The organism is Saccharothrix sp., from assembly GCF_031180885.1.
Taxonomy (GTDB): Bacteria; Actinomycetota; Actinomycetes; order Mycobacteriales; family Pseudonocardiaceae; genus Actinosynnema.
Genome location: NZ_JAPSLK010000078.1, coordinates 1 through 14,538, shown reverse-complemented (window position 1 = coordinate 14,538; position 14,538 = coordinate 1). Strand labels below are relative to the sequence as shown.

Annotated in this window: 15 protein-coding genes; 4 read left to right on the top strand and 11 right to left on the bottom strand. The window is 72.5% G+C overall.

Annotated elements, in window-relative coordinates; all coding sequences use genetic code 11:
• Nucleotides 1-91 precede the first annotated feature (91 nt).
• From RIN75_RS40710 to RIN75_RS40690, 5 genes are all read right to left on the bottom strand, one after another.
• Complete coding sequence (locus RIN75_RS40710; RefSeq protein WP_309117462.1) at nt 92-223, bottom strand: hypothetical protein; 132 nt, start codon at nt 221-223, stop codon at nt 92-94.
• Between the two features lie 244 nt (nt 224-467).
• On the bottom strand, nt 468-1,082 hold the full coding sequence (locus RIN75_RS40705; protein WP_309117461.1) for a hypothetical protein: 615 nt from the start codon (nt 1,080-1,082) through the stop codon (nt 468-470).
• Between the two features lie 510 nt (nt 1,083-1,592).
• Entirely contained in the window at nt 1,593-2,243 is a 651-nt protein-coding gene (locus tag RIN75_RS40700) for a GNAT family N-acetyltransferase (RefSeq protein ID WP_309117460.1), read from the bottom strand.
• On the bottom strand, nt 2,240-3,688 hold the full coding sequence (locus RIN75_RS40695; protein WP_309117459.1) for an amino acid permease: 1,449 nt from the start codon (nt 3,686-3,688) through the stop codon (nt 2,240-2,242). The genes RIN75_RS40700 and RIN75_RS40695 overlap by 4 nt, the downstream gene beginning before the upstream one ends.
• 128 nt (nt 3,689-3,816) lie before the next feature.
• Entirely contained in the window at nt 3,817-4,584 is a 768-nt protein-coding gene (locus tag RIN75_RS40690; protein ID WP_309117458.1) for a hypothetical protein, read from the bottom strand.
• Between the two features lie 148 nt (nt 4,585-4,732).
• Between RIN75_RS40690 and RIN75_RS40685 the strand changes: the two genes are divergently transcribed.
• The 4 genes from RIN75_RS40685 to RIN75_RS40670 all read left to right on the top strand — a co-directional run bounded on the left by RIN75_RS40685 (nt 4,733) and on the right by RIN75_RS40670 (nt 8,142).
• Nucleotides 4,733-5,980 carry a helix-turn-helix transcriptional regulator gene (locus RIN75_RS40685; protein WP_309117457.1) on the top strand — a complete coding sequence of 416 codons (1,248 nt, stop codon included), beginning with the start codon at nt 4,733-4,735 and terminating at the stop codon, nt 5,978-5,980.
• Nucleotides 5,977-6,456 (top strand): hypothetical protein, encoded by a 480-nt coding sequence (locus RIN75_RS40680; protein WP_309117456.1) that lies wholly within the window; start codon nt 5,977-5,979, stop codon nt 6,454-6,456. The genes RIN75_RS40685 and RIN75_RS40680 overlap by 4 nt, the downstream gene beginning before the upstream one ends.
• Before the next feature lie 244 nt (nt 6,457-6,700).
• Nucleotides 6,701-7,240 carry a DUF3558 domain-containing protein gene (locus tag RIN75_RS40675; RefSeq protein WP_309117455.1) on the top strand — a complete coding sequence of 180 codons (540 nt, stop codon included), beginning with the start codon at nt 6,701-6,703 and terminating at the stop codon, nt 7,238-7,240.
• Between the two features lie 362 nt (nt 7,241-7,602).
• Entirely contained in the window at nt 7,603-8,142 is a 540-nt protein-coding gene (locus tag RIN75_RS40670) for a DUF3558 domain-containing protein (protein ID WP_309117454.1), read from the top strand.
• An 885-nt stretch (nt 8,143-9,027) separates the two neighbouring features.
• Here the strand turns inward: RIN75_RS40670 and RIN75_RS40665 are convergent.
• The 6 genes from RIN75_RS40665 to RIN75_RS40640 form a co-directional block, all read right to left on the bottom strand.
• Nucleotides 9,028-9,255, bottom strand: a complete 228-nt coding sequence (locus RIN75_RS40665) for a hypothetical protein (protein ID WP_309117453.1) — start codon at nt 9,253-9,255, stop codon at nt 9,028-9,030.
• Between the two features lie 316 nt (nt 9,256-9,571).
• Entirely contained in the window at nt 9,572-10,927 is a 1,356-nt protein-coding gene (locus RIN75_RS40660) for a tetratricopeptide repeat protein (RefSeq protein WP_309117452.1), read from the bottom strand.
• Between the two features lie 150 nt (nt 10,928-11,077).
• Entirely contained in the window at nt 11,078-12,073 is a 996-nt protein-coding gene (locus RIN75_RS40655; protein ID WP_309117451.1) for an NUDIX hydrolase, read from the bottom strand.
• 52 nt (nt 12,074-12,125) lie between these two features.
• Nucleotides 12,126-12,644: a hypothetical protein gene (locus RIN75_RS40650; RefSeq protein WP_309117450.1), complete on the bottom strand. Its 519-nt coding sequence runs from the start codon at nt 12,642-12,644 to the stop codon at nt 12,126-12,128.
• 411 nt (nt 12,645-13,055) lie between these two features.
• Nucleotides 13,056-13,877, bottom strand: a complete 822-nt coding sequence (locus tag RIN75_RS40645) for an SAM-dependent methyltransferase (protein WP_309117449.1) — start codon at nt 13,875-13,877, stop codon at nt 13,056-13,058.
• Nucleotides 13,878-14,257: 380 nt separating this feature from the next.
• A partial coding sequence (locus RIN75_RS40640; RefSeq protein WP_309117448.1) for a hypothetical protein occupies nt 14,258-14,538 on the bottom strand: 281 nt, incomplete at its 5' end.

The following is a 14,538-nucleotide window of genomic DNA, read 5'->3' as shown; positions in this document are numbered from 1 at the left end:
TCTTCGCCCGTGGACCGTGTGACGAGGCGGGAAGCGCCCGGCATCGGGAAGGAGCCGGCCGGTACACCGGCTCATCCGACGCGGACGATGTTCAAGGCGGCGGAGGGGTGTTGAGCACCTGCACCCGCCGATCGACGTCCGCCCGGTCCACCGGGTCGACGCGCGGGCCGCGCAGGAGCGCGTCGAGTTCGCCCTCCGGCGCGCCACCCCGCCGTCGGCACACTGCCCCCTCGTCTCGACGCCATCCCGGTGACCGGGTTCGCGAGTGCGCCAAGGTGAGCGCGACCCACCAAAAGGTGGACACGCCTCACCTTCTTGTCCTTCGTTCAGCGCAGCCGGGGGCGGGAGGTGTTCACGGACGGCCCATAACCGGTGTGGACCCGGCCGCCCTCGACATGACCGTGGACGACGCGGTACCGCGGCGGCAGCGCGTCCGACCCCAGCAGTGGTCGAACGCGGGGCCGAGATCAAGGCCGTTGCTCCAGTTCTTTCTCGACCGCGATCAGTTCGAAGGTGCGTGCCTGCCGGTTGGTGAAGGTCAGGAGGCCGAAGTAGGCGACGGCGATGCCGGCGCGGGTGCAGGGTTCCCACCAGGCGGGCTGGATCCAGGTGTGCAGGCCCGGCAGGGTCATCGGGTCGGTCACCCCGGACAGGTCGATGTCGATCCCGACGGCCAGTCCCAATGCTGCCGCCGACAGCGCTGCGGCCCACCAGTCGAGGTCGCGAACCCGGATCGACCTGTCCTGCCGCCGGATCTCGGCGTGCTTCACACGCAACAGTTCCCGACGGTTTCGGCGTACCGGGTGCACGGCGCGGAACAGGCGCGCGGTGACCTTCAGGTTCTGCACTGCCAGCGCTGTGACCGGGGCCATTAGCGCGACAACGACGAACGGGTGCGGTACTCGGGCCAGCACGGCCAACCACGCATGTGCTCCGATCAGCATGATCAGCACGTAGATCGCGAAGACCACTGCGCGGACTCGTCGAGCCGAACGCGTGTCGAGGTCACTGCCGGTGGCTGCGTGGCCGATTTCGCCGGGTGTGCGGCCGCCACGCTGACGCTCGCGCTGGTCACTGGGCACTGCTTGGTTCCTTTCCGGATGTGTGAGGTTGAGTCGTGCCGCGTGGGCGTCAGAACGCGACGCCTGGGCCGGTTCGTCCGTGGTACTCGGGGTGTGCCGACGCGAGGCCGATGGTGGGGCGCGTCGACCGTGTTCGGGCTTCGGGACACGTCGGTCCTCAGTGGACACGTGTGGTGTGCGTTGGGCGCGGATGGGTTGCGCCACGTCGGGTGTCTGTGCGGTCCGTCGGGTAGGCGCACCGGAGCGGGTGGTGGGTGTAGCTCTGACGCCGGCTGGGGCCGACGCTGTCGCGAGTCGAGATCACCGGCGCCGCCGACCACCGCGCCCAGCAGTACCACCGTCGCCTGGCAGACGGCCGCACCGAAGTCGTGCCCCTGCACCGTCCCGCCGGCGGTCACCTTCACCCCGCACCGGCTTGCCGAGGTAAAGGCCGACCGCGGAATACATGTCCTGTGGTGACTCTTCCTGGAGCACCTGTGGTGTAGGGGATGGCAGGCCTGTGGCGGCAGGTCAGGTCGCCAGTGGACTGCGGCTCGTCCGGGCCGGACGAGCAGGGTTGCGCCACATCGGGTACATGTGCGGTCCGTCGTGGGGCAGGCGCACCGCTTCGAGGTGGGTGTAGCCCTGGCGTTGGTAGAGGCGGGCGCTGTCGTGACTGGAGGCGACGAGGTAAGCGCCGAGAGCGGTGTCGTCGAGTTCGCGGTGGTGGTCGTGCAGCAGGGATCGGCCGATGCCGCGACCTTGGTACTCCTGCGCCACGCCCAGCAGCGCCAGGTAGTGGTGCGGGCGGTCGACCGGGTGCACGCCTGCCAGGAGGTCGTCGAACGCGGTGAACCGGTCGTGGTGGCCGTGGCAGGCGTCGGCGAGGCGTTCGCGGTAGCGGTGTGGGACGGGTGGCGGCTGGGCGGGTTCGTGGTGCCGGATCCATGCCGCGACGCCGACGACCCGGTTGGTGGGCAGGTAGAGCGCGGCGCGGACCCTGCCGTGGCGCATGGCCTGCTCGACGCCCAGGGCCAGATGGGTGCGCAGCGGCCTGTGGCGTTGCATCGTCACGGGCACCAGCCACCGCGCCACGTCGAGGTCGAAGAAGGCCTGGGCCAGTAGTTCGGCCATCTGGTCCAGACTCTCGGCGGGGGCGTCGAAAATGGTCAGGTGGTTCATCGCCCGGCCTTGTCGAGGGTGCCGATCGCGTCGTAGACCTGCGGATCCCGGCGGCGCAGCCACCAGGCGCGGGCCGCGCCCGCGGCCGCGGCGGCGACGAACGCGGCAGGGGCCGCCCACCACAGGAACATCGTCGACGGGGCGAGCAGTTGGTCGAAGCCCGCCAGCGACACGGTCGACAGCCCCAGTAGCGCCACCGCCGCCGTGATTGCGAGCGCGATCCGTGTCCCGGGTGCGCTGGACCTGCGCAAGTGGGTCACGACGAGCACCGATGTCGTGGTGAGCAGCAGCAGCACGCCCAGCGCGCCGACCGCGCCGCCGCCGAGGAACAGGTGCTCCACCGGCCGCCAGTCCAGTGCCGCGGCGGCGGTGATGACCGCGGCGGTGCCGGCGGCCAGGGCCGCGCAGGCCCGTACCGGTGCGCCGGTGGACTGGCTGCGTAACCCGAGCGCCCGGGGCAGCAGCCGGTCGGCGGACAGGTTGGAGATGGTCGCGGTCACGGGCAGGGTGAAGGCGAGCATCGCCGCGACGACGCCGCCGGCGAACAGCACGTGGCCGACGAAGACCCACGCCTGCGCGAGGCCGTCGGGAAGCCGCTCGGCGACCAGGACGAACACCAGGCCGTCGCCGTGGTCGCGTGCGGCCTGGACGATTCCGCCCGGACCGACCGCCACCAGCGGCGATACCGCCGCTGCCAGGTACACCGCGCCCAGCGCGGGCACCGCGAGCCGCGTGGCACGGCCGATCGTGTCCTGCCCGCGCACACTGGACCGGTAGGTCATGACCGTTTCGATGCCCACCCAGGCCAGGAATGCCAGCGGCGCGGGCGGCACGAGCGCCCAGGGATCGTCGGGCACCAGCGCCGCCACCACCGCGGCGACGTCGACGCCCGGCGCCGGTGCGGCCAGCAGCACGGCGTAGGTGAGTCCGACCCAGGCCAGGTCCAGTATCAGCAGCACGAGTACGACCGTGGTGGGTACGGTGATCCGCCACGCCGACAGCGCCGTCACCACCGCCAGCATCACCACGGCCAGGACCGCCCAGTGCGCGTGGATGCCCGCCGGTTCCAGCAGTGGCGCGGCGGCCGACCCGATCACCCCGTACAGCCCCGCCAGCAGCGACGCGTAGGACAGCAGTGCGACGGCACCGGCCGCCGCGCCCGCCGCCGGACTCCACCCGGCGGCGGCGAAGGCGTAGAAGCCCCCGGGGTGCCCGATGGTCCGCCCCATCGCGAGGTAGCCGGGCAGGAACGCCGCCATCACCACCGTCACCACGACGAAGGTGGCCGCCAGGGCGGTGGACCCGACCTGCGCGTAGCCGGCGGGGATCACGGCGACCGCGACGGTCAGCGGTGTCACCACCGCCATCACCACGCCCAGCAGCCGGGGCACGCCCAGCAATCCGGCCCGGGCTCGGGCTTCGATGTCGATGTCGATGTCGGGCATCGGCAATCCAGGCACCACAACTCCAATGTCGAGCGATCCGGTCGATTCCCGGGGCCGGGCGCGGACCGTGTGGCCGCGGCGGCCGGACGCCCGGGACGGGCGGGCGAGGGCAGGGGATCGTGTGTCGTTCAGGCGGCGTTGGTCTCGCGGATGAGGAACCGATGTGCGGCGGCGAGCAGCTTGTGTCCGTCGACGGAAACGTGCCGGCGGACCAGCGCGTCCAGCGCCGCCGGATCTGACGGGATGGCGCGGTCCATGGCGAAGGTGTGGACCAGCGCCACCGCCAGCACGTCGGCCTCCGGCCACCGTCGCGTCCCCGCGGCCGACACTCGCGCGAGGTGCCCGGCCACCGACGCCACGCTCTCCGCCTGCCGGGGCACGATCCGCGTGCGCCGCGACCACGGCGTGGGGGCCACCCGTCGCACCAGGCGCGGGCGGGTGTGCGCGATCCGGCCGGCGACGGCGTCCTCGGCGTCCCCGGCGAGTCCGGTGATGGCGTCGATGACGTCGATGCGTGGCGCGACGACGAACGCACGGTGCACCCGGTCGACCAGGCCGTCGGCGCGCGCGATCCGGATCTGCCGCACCGCTTCGGCGGGCGGTGTCCCGGGTGGCCGGTCCAGCGCCACGACGGCCTCGGGCGCCGGCGGCGGGTCGAACACCACCAGGTGCGCATCCTCGATGACCGCCAACCTGGCGAGCAGCTGCTCGGCCAGCAGCGCCGCGGCCAGCGCGGCTCCCCTGGTGCGCCGCGTGCCCTTGCGGCGGAGGGTGAAGTCGTCGTGGGTCAGCCACCACAACGTGTCGGCGATCAACAGACCGGTGGACGTGGGCGTGTCCGCAGCCCCCGCCGGACGTCCCCACACGGGCGCGGCAGCTGGGTCGAAGACAGTCACGACAACAGTTCTGCCAGTGCTCGACCGCCTCCGATACACCTCGCGGGTGGGAGCGCGGAGGGGATCGAGGGGATCGAGGGGATCACGCGCGTCCCGCAAGGCGTACACGGCCGGCTACACTCCGTCCACACGCCAAGGGGTGGTGACGGTGACCAGGACACCTCGGAAACGCAACACCAGACTGGAACAGGCCCGCCAGGACAAGGGCCTGAGCCGGTCCCAGCTCGCGGTGCTGGTCAACGCCTACGTGCTGGACCACCACGGTCAGCGCAGGGCCACCGACCAGCGTCACGTCGGGAAATGGGAGCGCGGCGAACTGCGGCCCGACGCTGTTTCCCGGGAAGCGCTCCTGGCCGTCCTCGACGCCTCGGGCCCCGACGACATCGGCTGCGCGCCCCCGACGCGCGCTACCGTGGAGCAGGTGAACCGCAAGGACTTCCTCCGCGGAGCCGCAGCGTTGACCAGCTCGGCGCTGCTACGGGTCCCCTGGCAGCACACATCCTCCGACACCGGGATCGACGACGACCCGCTGAACCTGGTCGCCGTCCCCACCCGCGCCTACCGGGCAGGCGAAGCCCACACCCACACCGCCACCCTCGCGCCCGCCGTGACCGCACACCTGCGCATGGCCACCGCGATGCTCGGCCACCGCCCCTCGCCGGTGCAGCACGCCGCACTGGCCGAACTCAACGGGCTGGCCGCGTGGCTGGCCGCCGACGCCGGCGACGACGCCACCGCACGCCGCCGCTACGCCGCCGCCGTCGACCACGCCGAGCGGTCCGGCCACACCCTGCTGACCGCGTACATGATCGCAAGCCAAGGACACCACACCATCGAGTCCGGCTTCCCCCGCGCCGGACTGGACCAGCTCGACCGTGCCGCCCTCACGCTCGGCTCCCCGGCGCCCGCGACCGCGCACGCGTGGCTGCAGTCGCTCTACGCCGTCGGCCACGCCCGCGCCGGACACCGCAAGCTCGCGCTCTCGGCGCTGCGCGCAGCAGAAACCCACACCGCCCGCCAACGCGGCGACACCGTCTGGCCCTTCGTGTTCCCGTTCGACCTCGCGAAAGCCGCCCGCTACCGCAGCGCCGCGCTCGGACGCCTCGGGGACATCCGCGCCGCCGACGCCGCCTGGACGGTGGCGCGCCCCGCCCTCAAAGCCCCGAAGGTCCACGCCTTGGCCCTCGCCCACCACGCCGAAACACTGGCCGTCGCCGGCCGGATCGCCGAGAGCGGCCACACCGCCACCACCGCCCTCACCCTGGCCGGCGAATACGGCTCCGCACGCACCATCACCACCGTCCGGCGGCTCCGCGAACGCCTGCCCGCCCGCACCGGAGACCTCGCCGGGCTCGACGCCGCGTTGACCGCACTCGACCGCGCGACCACCGCATGACCCGGGTCGCCGTCACCGGCCACCGGCTGCTGCCGCCCGCCACCGCGCGCCTGGTCGACACGGCCCTGCGTCACGAGATCGCCCTGTATCCGCCCGCGACCCTCGAAGGCCTGAGCTGCCTGGCAGACGGCGCCGACGCCCTGTTCGCGCAAGCCATCCTGCACGCCGGCGCCCGTCTCACCGCCATCGTGCCCTGCCTCGGCTACCGCGAAGCCCTCCCCGCCGACCACCACGACCTCTACGACATCCTCCTGGGCGGCGCCCACCACGTGATCCGGCTCGACCACCCCGAGTCCACCGCCGACGCGCACATGGACGCCAGCGCCACCATGCTCGCCCACGCCGACCACCTCGTCGCCGTCTGGGACGGACAACCAGCCCGCGGCTACGGCGGAACCGCCGACGTCGTCGAACTCGCCCGAGAACGAGGCATCCCGGTCACCGTCGTCTGGCCCTCCGGCGCCACCCGCGACTAAGTCGCTACCATCGCACGCAACCCTCACCGCCCGGTGCTGGGACACGGACCGCGATCCCGCCCCTCACAGGGACATTCGCGTGCCGGGCGGGATCGCCCGCCCAAGCGGCACCAGTGGCCCACGGGCACAGGCCGGCCACTGCTTCCAGGGACCGAACGGCGCCATGTCGCGGCACAGTGGACAGTCGGGGAACCCCTATGGCGGAAGCAAAAGGATCACCGTGAAGACAACGGCTGGTGCTGTGATGGTCGCAGTCCTGCTCGCGACGGGCTGTTTGTCCGAGCCCACACCCTCGGCTGAACGCAGCCAGGTTGCCGCGACGACGTCGCCGGGCAACAGGGAACCTTCGTCGCGACCGCGTGAGCTGAAGCTCGACGGCCGGAAGCCCTGCGACCTGCTGACCGCCGACCAACTGACGCGGCTCGACATCGACCGGCCGGGGGAGCCGCTGGAGGTCGCCGCCCTGCGGTCGACCGGCTGCCACTGGATCACCACGCGGGCGTCGACGACCCTCGTGCCCGTCACGGGCGAGGGGATCGAGGCGTGGACCGACGGCAAGCGCCTCGGCCGTCCCGAGGAGATCGATCCCATCTCCGGGTTCCGGGCGATCACCGTCACGATGGCGTCGACCAGCCACCGCTGCGACGTCATGGTCGACACCGGTGCCCGCCAGTACCTCGCCGCCGGGTTCTCCGTGACCGCGCCGGACCCCAGCCAGGCGCCCAAGCCCTGCGACGGGGCACGGCAACTGGCGGAGGCGGCCATGCAGAACCTGCTCAAGTAGCAACAGCCACCATGGTCGGCCCCCACGCTGCCGAGGAGACCGGAGTCATGTCGAACTCGCCCGAGAACGAGGCATCCCGGTCACCGTCGTCTGGCCCTCCGGCGCCACCCGCGACTAAGTCGCTACCATCGCACGCAACCCTCACCGCCCGGTGCTGGGACACGGACCGCGATCCCGCCCCTCACAGGGACATTCGCGTGCCGGGCGGGATCGCCCGCCCAAGCGGCACCAGTGGCCCACGGGCACAGGCCGGCCACTGCTTCCAGGGACCGAACGGCGCCATGTCGCGGCACAGTGGACAGTCGGGGAACCCCTATGGCGGAAGCAAAAGGATCACCGTGAAGACAACGGCTGGTGCTGTGATGGTCGCAGTCCTGCTCGCGACGGGCTGTTTGTCCGAGCCCACACCCTCGGCTGAACGCAGCCAGGTTGCCGCGACGACGTCGCCGGGCAACAGGGAACCTTCGTCGCGACCGCGTGAGCTGAAGCTCGACGGGCGCAAGCCCTGCGACCTGCTGACCGCCGACCAACTGACGCGGCTCGACATCGACCGGCCGGGCAAGCCGCTGGAGGTCGCCGCCCTACGCTCGACCGGCTGCCACTGGATCACCACGCGGGCGTCCGCGATCCTCGTGCCCGTCACGGCCGAAGGGATCGAGGCGTGGGCCGACGGCAAGCGGCTCGGTCGTGCCGAGGAGATCGCGCCGATCTCAGGGTTCCGGGCGATCACCGTCACCGTGGAGTCGGACGCCGAGCGCTGTGACGTCATGGTCGACACAGGCGTCGGTCAGTACCTCGCCGCGGCGTTCTCCGTGACCGCGCCGGACCCCAGCCAGGCGCCCAAGCCCTGCGACGGGGCACGGCAACTGGCGGAGGCGGCCATGCAGAACCTGCTCAAGTAGCAACAGCCACCATGGTCGCCCCCGGACGTTGCAGCGGGAGAATGTAAACGGCTCCGTATGGGGAGCTTGGGTTTCACGCGGCGGCCAAAGTTGGGCGGTGCCCCGCGGAAGAGGCTTGTCGGCGTGGGGGCAGCCCAGCTCCCGTCGCGGCGGCGGAGGCCCGACGCATCTGGTCGACCTCTCCTGGCCCACGCGACGATCTCGGCCATCGAGACGCCGTCATCGAACCATACGTCGTGCTTGGTGAACGAGACGGTTATGGGCAAGCCTGTCGGCGGCCACGGCCCGGCTTCACACCGACGGGCAGCAGTAGCCGCAACGACTTCCGCTGCGCGTCGGGCAAGTCGGCCGACCCCGCTGCCGCTACGCTGGCCACGAGGTCTCAGCCCGCGCCAGCGGCGGCGGCCGCTTCACGCCGCTGGTGGCGAAGACGCGCCGCTACGCCCGACCTGAGTGCCGGGTCACCGCGAAGGCGGTTTCCGGCGGCTGGGCATCGAGGGCGCGTCGAATAGAGTCACATTTGTTGGCCAGGCACGCGGTGAAGGCGGCTTTGGTCACGGCGCATCGGGGATCGGCGGCCCACTGGGCGATGGTCTTGGTCTCCCCCGGATGGTGAGGTTCCCGACGGCCGCACACGTCGCGCTCGAGTTGGTTGCGGAGGCTGATTCTCCGTGGCGCCCCCAGGGTGGACGCCTCGGAGGCGGGGGGGCTCCAGCGCCTGGGCGGTGTCCAAGCTGGCCCGCGAGCGCTTCTGCGCCGATTCGATCGCGGCCGACTCGGGCGGCGCGCGGAAGAAGTTCCAGGCCGTGCTCGCCTCCGACCACCGTCCCGGACAGCGGGCAGCGGCGCGGTCCGGGCGCAGCCGGACACGACGGGAAGGCCAGGTCAGGAAGTCCAGCCGACCGACCGGCGAACCTGCACTCCAAGCTGCGGGGCAGTCCCGCTCCCACACCGGCGCGTCGCCGTCGGGCGCGCCTGGGGCAGCAGGTTGAGCAGCAGGCCGTCCTTCAGCGTGGGCGCGATCGGGTTCCACGGCATCGGCTCGGCGAACTCGCCGTCGAGGAGCCCCGCAGGCATCAGAACGCCCGTTTTGGTCGCATACCACGTCGTCATCGGGTCCACGCTGCGAGCAGCTCGATGCAGCGATCGACCCGGTCGCCGCCGTGCCAGGCGATCGCGTCCACCAGCCGGTCCTGGTCGATGATCACGCCCAGGCGTGGGCCAGCTACGCCTCACGTCAAGGCGGCGGCACCGACCAAGCACGACACGCCGCACCCCACGGCCGCCAGCACCCGGCACGCCGTCGCGCGACCCGGACGGCGTCCGGTGCTTGCGGGAGCCGGGCGTGTCCGGTGTGGACGGTCGGGCACGGCGGGTGTCATCGCATCTCCTTGTGCGCAAAGGGGGGCGGATTAGTGCGGTCGGGCAGTCAGCCGGGGTCCTGAGTGCGGTGGGTCGGGTCAGGCACCGGTTTGCGGCTGTCCATCCCCGTCTGGGCGTCGTGGCCGTCCAGGCGTTGCTGTAGCTGCTTGGCGAGGTCGTGATGACCGGCCTTGCGGTAGAGCCCGGCCGCCGCGCCGTGTTCGGCCTTCGCCCGCTCGGTGTCGCGCAGCAGCGCGAGAGCGTCGCCCCGGCGGTGCTTGATCGCGGCGAGGTGGTAGTGGTCGGTGGTCGGGTCGGCCAGGTCCTCGGCGGCGCGCAGCTCCTCGACGGCCTCGTCGGGCTTGCCGGTGACGTTGAGCGCGCGGCCCCGCAGCACGTGTGCGCGCAGCGTTTCCCGACGTCGGCGCGGGTCGCGTGACAGGGCGGTGAGCGCGTTGCCGGCGGCGCGGAGCGCTTCGGCTCCGTCGACGAACCCGGGGACGAGGTGGGTTTCGGCGATCTCCATCCACCGCAGCCCGATCGCGGTGTGTGGGGCGGTTTTCGTGCCGTCGGGCGCGGTCACCAGGCGCTGCTTGTCGATGTCCAGCGCGGCGTAGATGTCGGCCAGCGCTTCGTCGAAGCGCTTCAGGGCGCGGTAGGCCCGTCCGCGGGTGGTCAAGGCGGTGGCCCGGGACCAATCATGGCCGTGCCGGTCGGCGACCTCCAGCGCCCGCGCCAGGATGGGGAGGGCCTGCTCGGGGCGCCCCAGCGCGTTGAGCGCCCACGCGGACCGGGAAAACGCGGCGCTGGCGGCGATGTGGTCGAACCGTTCGGCCGCCTCGGCAGCCAGGTGCTGTACTGCGAGCTGGTCCTCGACTCGGCGGGTGACGCGCAGCCAGGGCCAGCAGGCGGGCCCGAACTGCGCTGTCTCGGCCTCCATGCCCAGCTCCCACGCCCGGCGTTGTACGGCGAGCACCGTGTCGCCCTCGAAGCCGAACCACGCCATAGCGTCGGCCTCGCCGTCGAACCGCGGCAGCGGTGCCAGCTCGTCGCCGAACGGCCGGTACTTGCCGGGCCCCAAGGCCTCCGAGGCCCCGGTGGCGTGCAGCAGCAGGTGCCGCACCACCCGTTCCACAGCCTCCAGTTCGACGCCGTCGTGCGGGGGTCGTGCATCGGAGGGCGCCACCCGGGCTCGGCGGTACCGGGGTGCCGGCGCCCCTGGCAAAACCGGGCCGTCGGGGATGCCGTCGACCGGGACGAGCAGCCCCGCGTCGACTTGGGCGGCGAGTGCGGCGTGAGCCTCGGTGAGCGCGTCGGCGCCGCCGAGCAGCGCCGCCGTCACCCCCACACTCAACTCCTCGCCCGGGACCAGGTCATGCCGGCCGGCAAGCCACTGTCCGGCGGCGGTCGGGAAATCGGTCACGAGGTGTTCCTTCGGCGTAGGGCCGGACCGGTGGAGAGGGCCACCGCTGTCCGGCGGGATGGGCGGAAGTCGACCGGCGAGCCGTGCCCGAACCCACCAGCGGCATCGGGTACACGGTGGATTGACCTGTCAGCACGTCAGCGCACGGTCTCATTGGCGCGCCAGGTGTGTCGGCGACTTGTCCGGGGGTGGCGTGAGGAGGGTTTGCTCCAGGTAGTGGGCACCTTGGCGCACCGCGCGGAGCTGGGCTGCCTGGAGCGGGTGCAGCAGTCTGGGAATCTGCGCCGGGTTCAACCAGGCCGCCTCGCCGACCTTGCCCGCAACCAGTACCAACCGTCCAAGCGTCACATCGGGGTCGGGTATCGGCGCGAACCGGAACAGCATCGTTGCCCGTGGATCGGTGTCGGAGCGACGGGCGCGGGTCCACGCCGTCAGCGCCAGTTCCACAGGGTCGCGGCTGTCCAGCCCGAGTTCGGTGCGCAACTTGCGCGTCACCGCCTCCCGCGGGGTCTCCCCCCGGAGTACCTTGCCGCCGGGTAGATACCAGTGCTCGGGGCCGAAGGGACGCTGGTCGGGCGGCAGACGTATGGCCAGCACCCGGCCGTGCTCGTCGGGAAGTAGTGCCGCCACCAGCACGAACGCCGTAGTCCCGCTGTCATGGACCGGCGGTACCGTGCGGCGGTGCGGATCGGTGCCGGCAATCGGTGAAGTGACCTCTCGGCCCCTCCGATTGCGCAGCGCGACCCCGGCATCGAGGAGCTGTTGGCGGGTGGCCCCGTAGGGCAGGCCGCATTCGGCGGCCACATCCCGGATGCTCAGCCCGCGGCTGTAGGCGGCCACGACGGCGGAGGTGGCCACCGGTGGCGGGGACGGCGGGCTCGGTGGTTCGCTGACCGACCGAATGAGGTGGTGCACCTTGCCCCGGTCGATGCCTGTCCGTCGGGCGATCGCGTTCCCGGACTCGCCGTTGCGGTGGCGGCGGGCGAGCCGTTCGGCCACCTTCCCGATGTCCGGCCCCAGGCACGCCGGGTGGTCGTAGGCCACGACCCCGGCCTCCTCCAGCAGCGTGCGCACCAGGCAGGGCCGCCGGTCCACCTTCTGCGCGATGTCCGCAATGGACATTCCGTTGTGGAAGTCGGCGGCCACGCGTTCGGCCAGGCTGCGGCGCTGCTGGTCACGTAGCGGTGTCGGGGGCACGTCAGACCTCCCTGGGGGGCTGGGCGGGGCGCAGGTCGAGCAGGCCGCGCATCACCGTGTCCGGGTCGTGGCCGCTGCCGGCGACCAGGGGCGCCAGGACGTCGTACGGCACGTCCACCGGTGGCGGGGCCGCCGGCGCGGTCAGCCGGACCCGCAGGGCCGCCCACGCCACGAGGGGCTGGACGCGCGGGTCCTGGCTGCGTGACAAGGCGGTCAGGTCGACCCGGACCCAGCCGGGGCGCCAGCCGAGCTGCGGCCGGGCTCGGGCCAGGGCGCGAGCGAGCATCTCGGATGGAGGGACGCCGACCGCGTACGCAAGTTGGCAGAACCGGAGCAAGGGCATGCCGCGGCTGCCCGATTCGTAGGTCGCCAGGGCCTGGAGGCTCACCACCGCTCCGCCGGCCCGGTCCGACATCCCGGTGAGTTCGTCGCGGAGCCGGGCTCGCGTCCAGAAACGACGGGTGCGGCCGGCACTGAGTTCGGCACCCACCGCCTGGGCCAGCCGAGCGGGGTCGAGCACGTGTCACCTTTCGGTCGCCGGTGAGGGAGTCGACGTCGGCGGCCCGTGAACCGCGCGGGGGGTGGTCGGTTCACGGGCCGCCCGACGTCCCGGTGCGCCGCGATCGGTCGAGGGATCGGAGCGCACCGGTATGAGCCCTCCCCCGGCCCGGCGTGGGTAGGCCGGTGGGGAGGGCGGGTCGGTCGGTGCCTCGCCTCCGGCGGGCGTGCCCGCCGGAGGCGCGTCAGCTCACACCGGCGGGGAGGGCGGCAGCGGCGACGCGCTGGCGCGTCTCCAGGTCGTCGGCGGCACGCGGGTCGGTGGCCCGGACGGCACGCCGGATGATTCGCATCAAAATCTCCTTGTATCCATAAGCGGTTTCGGCGGCCGACGCGGGTGCCGGCCGCCGACCGGCAGGGCGGGCTTGAGGGGTCACGGCGCGGCGGCGCGCTGGCCGCCGCCCTCGACCGCGGGCGGGGACACCGCCAGACACACCGGCACCTCGCCGACGGTGGGGTGGCTGCTCGGGTCGCACACCGCCCGCCGCACGTCACCGGGCAGGGACTCCGCCGGCACCGGTGCCCATCCGGCCCCGGTGACCGCCGTGTGCAGGTCCCGTGCGGCGTCCCGGCCGCGGTGGGCGTCGGTGTACCGGTGGGCGACCGCCAGGTGGGAGCCCGGCGGGACCAGGTTCCGCCACCGGGCCAACACCCGCTCCAGCTCCGCCATGTCGTCCGCGTGGTCGGCCAGCCCGGTGGCCAACACCGCCACGGGCTCCTCGTCCCGGCCCGCCCGGGGAAGCCTGGTGGCCATGACCGCGTCCCACGCGGCGTCCGGGGCCATGCACGGATCGCCCAGGACCGCCTCGCACCACAGGCTTTCGCAAGTCAACCGGGCCACCCCGTGCGTCACGGGATCGGCGTTGACGTACACCACGTGGGTGCCCTGCGCCGCCAACTCCTCGTCTGCGGCCAGCTCCTGGTGCGGCGCCAGAGTCGGGACACCGGTGGACAGGTCGACCATCAGCCGGGGCGCGTGGTGGACCGCCAGGTATCGGGTCGCGCGCAGCAACCACCGCCGCCGCACCCACACCAAGTGGGACAGGTGAGGGTCCTCGTCCAGTAACCGCCGCGCCCGTGTCCGATCCACGCCGAAGCTGTGCCCGCCACCCAGTAGGTACTCCTCCACCCGGGCGGGGTCGGGGCTGCTGACCAGGCCGTGGAACGGGCCGGTGTCCGGCGCGAGCGCCGCCACGAGGCGAGGCGTCCGGCGGTGGGAAGTCCCCAAAACGTCGAATCTCCTTGCGCTGAAAGGAAAAGGGGAATCTGGCCACGGTTGCTGCGTGGGTGCGGTGACCTGGACGGTCGAGGAGGCCGGTTCCGGTGATGGCGTGGTCGGCACACCACCACCGGAACCGGGTCTTGGTTCCCTCGCCCGCTGGGGCAGCGCCCACGGGAACCCACCCCCAGAGGCCTCGTGGGGAGACACCTCATGGGGGCTGCACCGGCCGCAGCGTCCCCGGTGAACCACGTGCGGGGAGCGCGGCCGGGCGGGTCAGGGATGACCGGGGCCTTCGACGAACACCCCGCCCGCGGGTGTGATCGCGCGGTGGTGGTCGTCGGAATCGTCGGCGGTCACCGGAAAGCCTCCTCCCGTAGCCGGAGGTCGTGGTGGTCGGCGCGGTGTTCGCACGCCCGGGACGACACCGCCTCGGCACACACCTCCAGCCGGACCTCGTCGGTCCACGCGGCCATGTAGACGTCACCCCCGGCCATGGCGTGCTTGCGGCACGACACCGCGACCTCCATGAGGTCCGCGCGGGCGAAGGGCAACCACGAGTCGGCGGACGGCGACCACAGCGCGTACTCCGCACCCTTCCCGTCGACGGCCTGGGCAACCCAGTGCGCCAGCATCG

Bases quoted from the DNA above. Each gene is read 5' to 3' on its own strand.
- RIN75_RS40700 (WP_309117460.1), bottom strand. From the start codon at position 2,243: ATGAACCACCTGACCATTTTCGACGCCCCCGCCGAGAGTCTGGACCAG.
- RIN75_RS40695 (WP_309117459.1), bottom strand. From the start codon at position 3,688: ATGCCCGACATCGACATCGACATCGAAGCCCGAGCCCGGGCCGGATTG.
- RIN75_RS40680 (WP_309117456.1), top strand. From the start codon at position 5,977: ATGACCCGGGTCGCCGTCACCGGCCACCGGCTGCTGCCGCCCGCCACC.
- RIN75_RS40675 (WP_309117455.1), top strand. From the start codon at position 6,701: ATGGTCGCAGTCCTGCTCGCGACGGGCTGTTTGTCCGAGCCCACACCC.
- RIN75_RS40670 (WP_309117454.1), top strand. From the start codon at position 7,603: ATGGTCGCAGTCCTGCTCGCGACGGGCTGTTTGTCCGAGCCCACACCC.
- RIN75_RS40665 (WP_309117453.1), bottom strand. From the start codon at position 9,255: ATGACGACGTGGTATGCGACCAAAACGGGCGTTCTGATGCCTGCGGGG.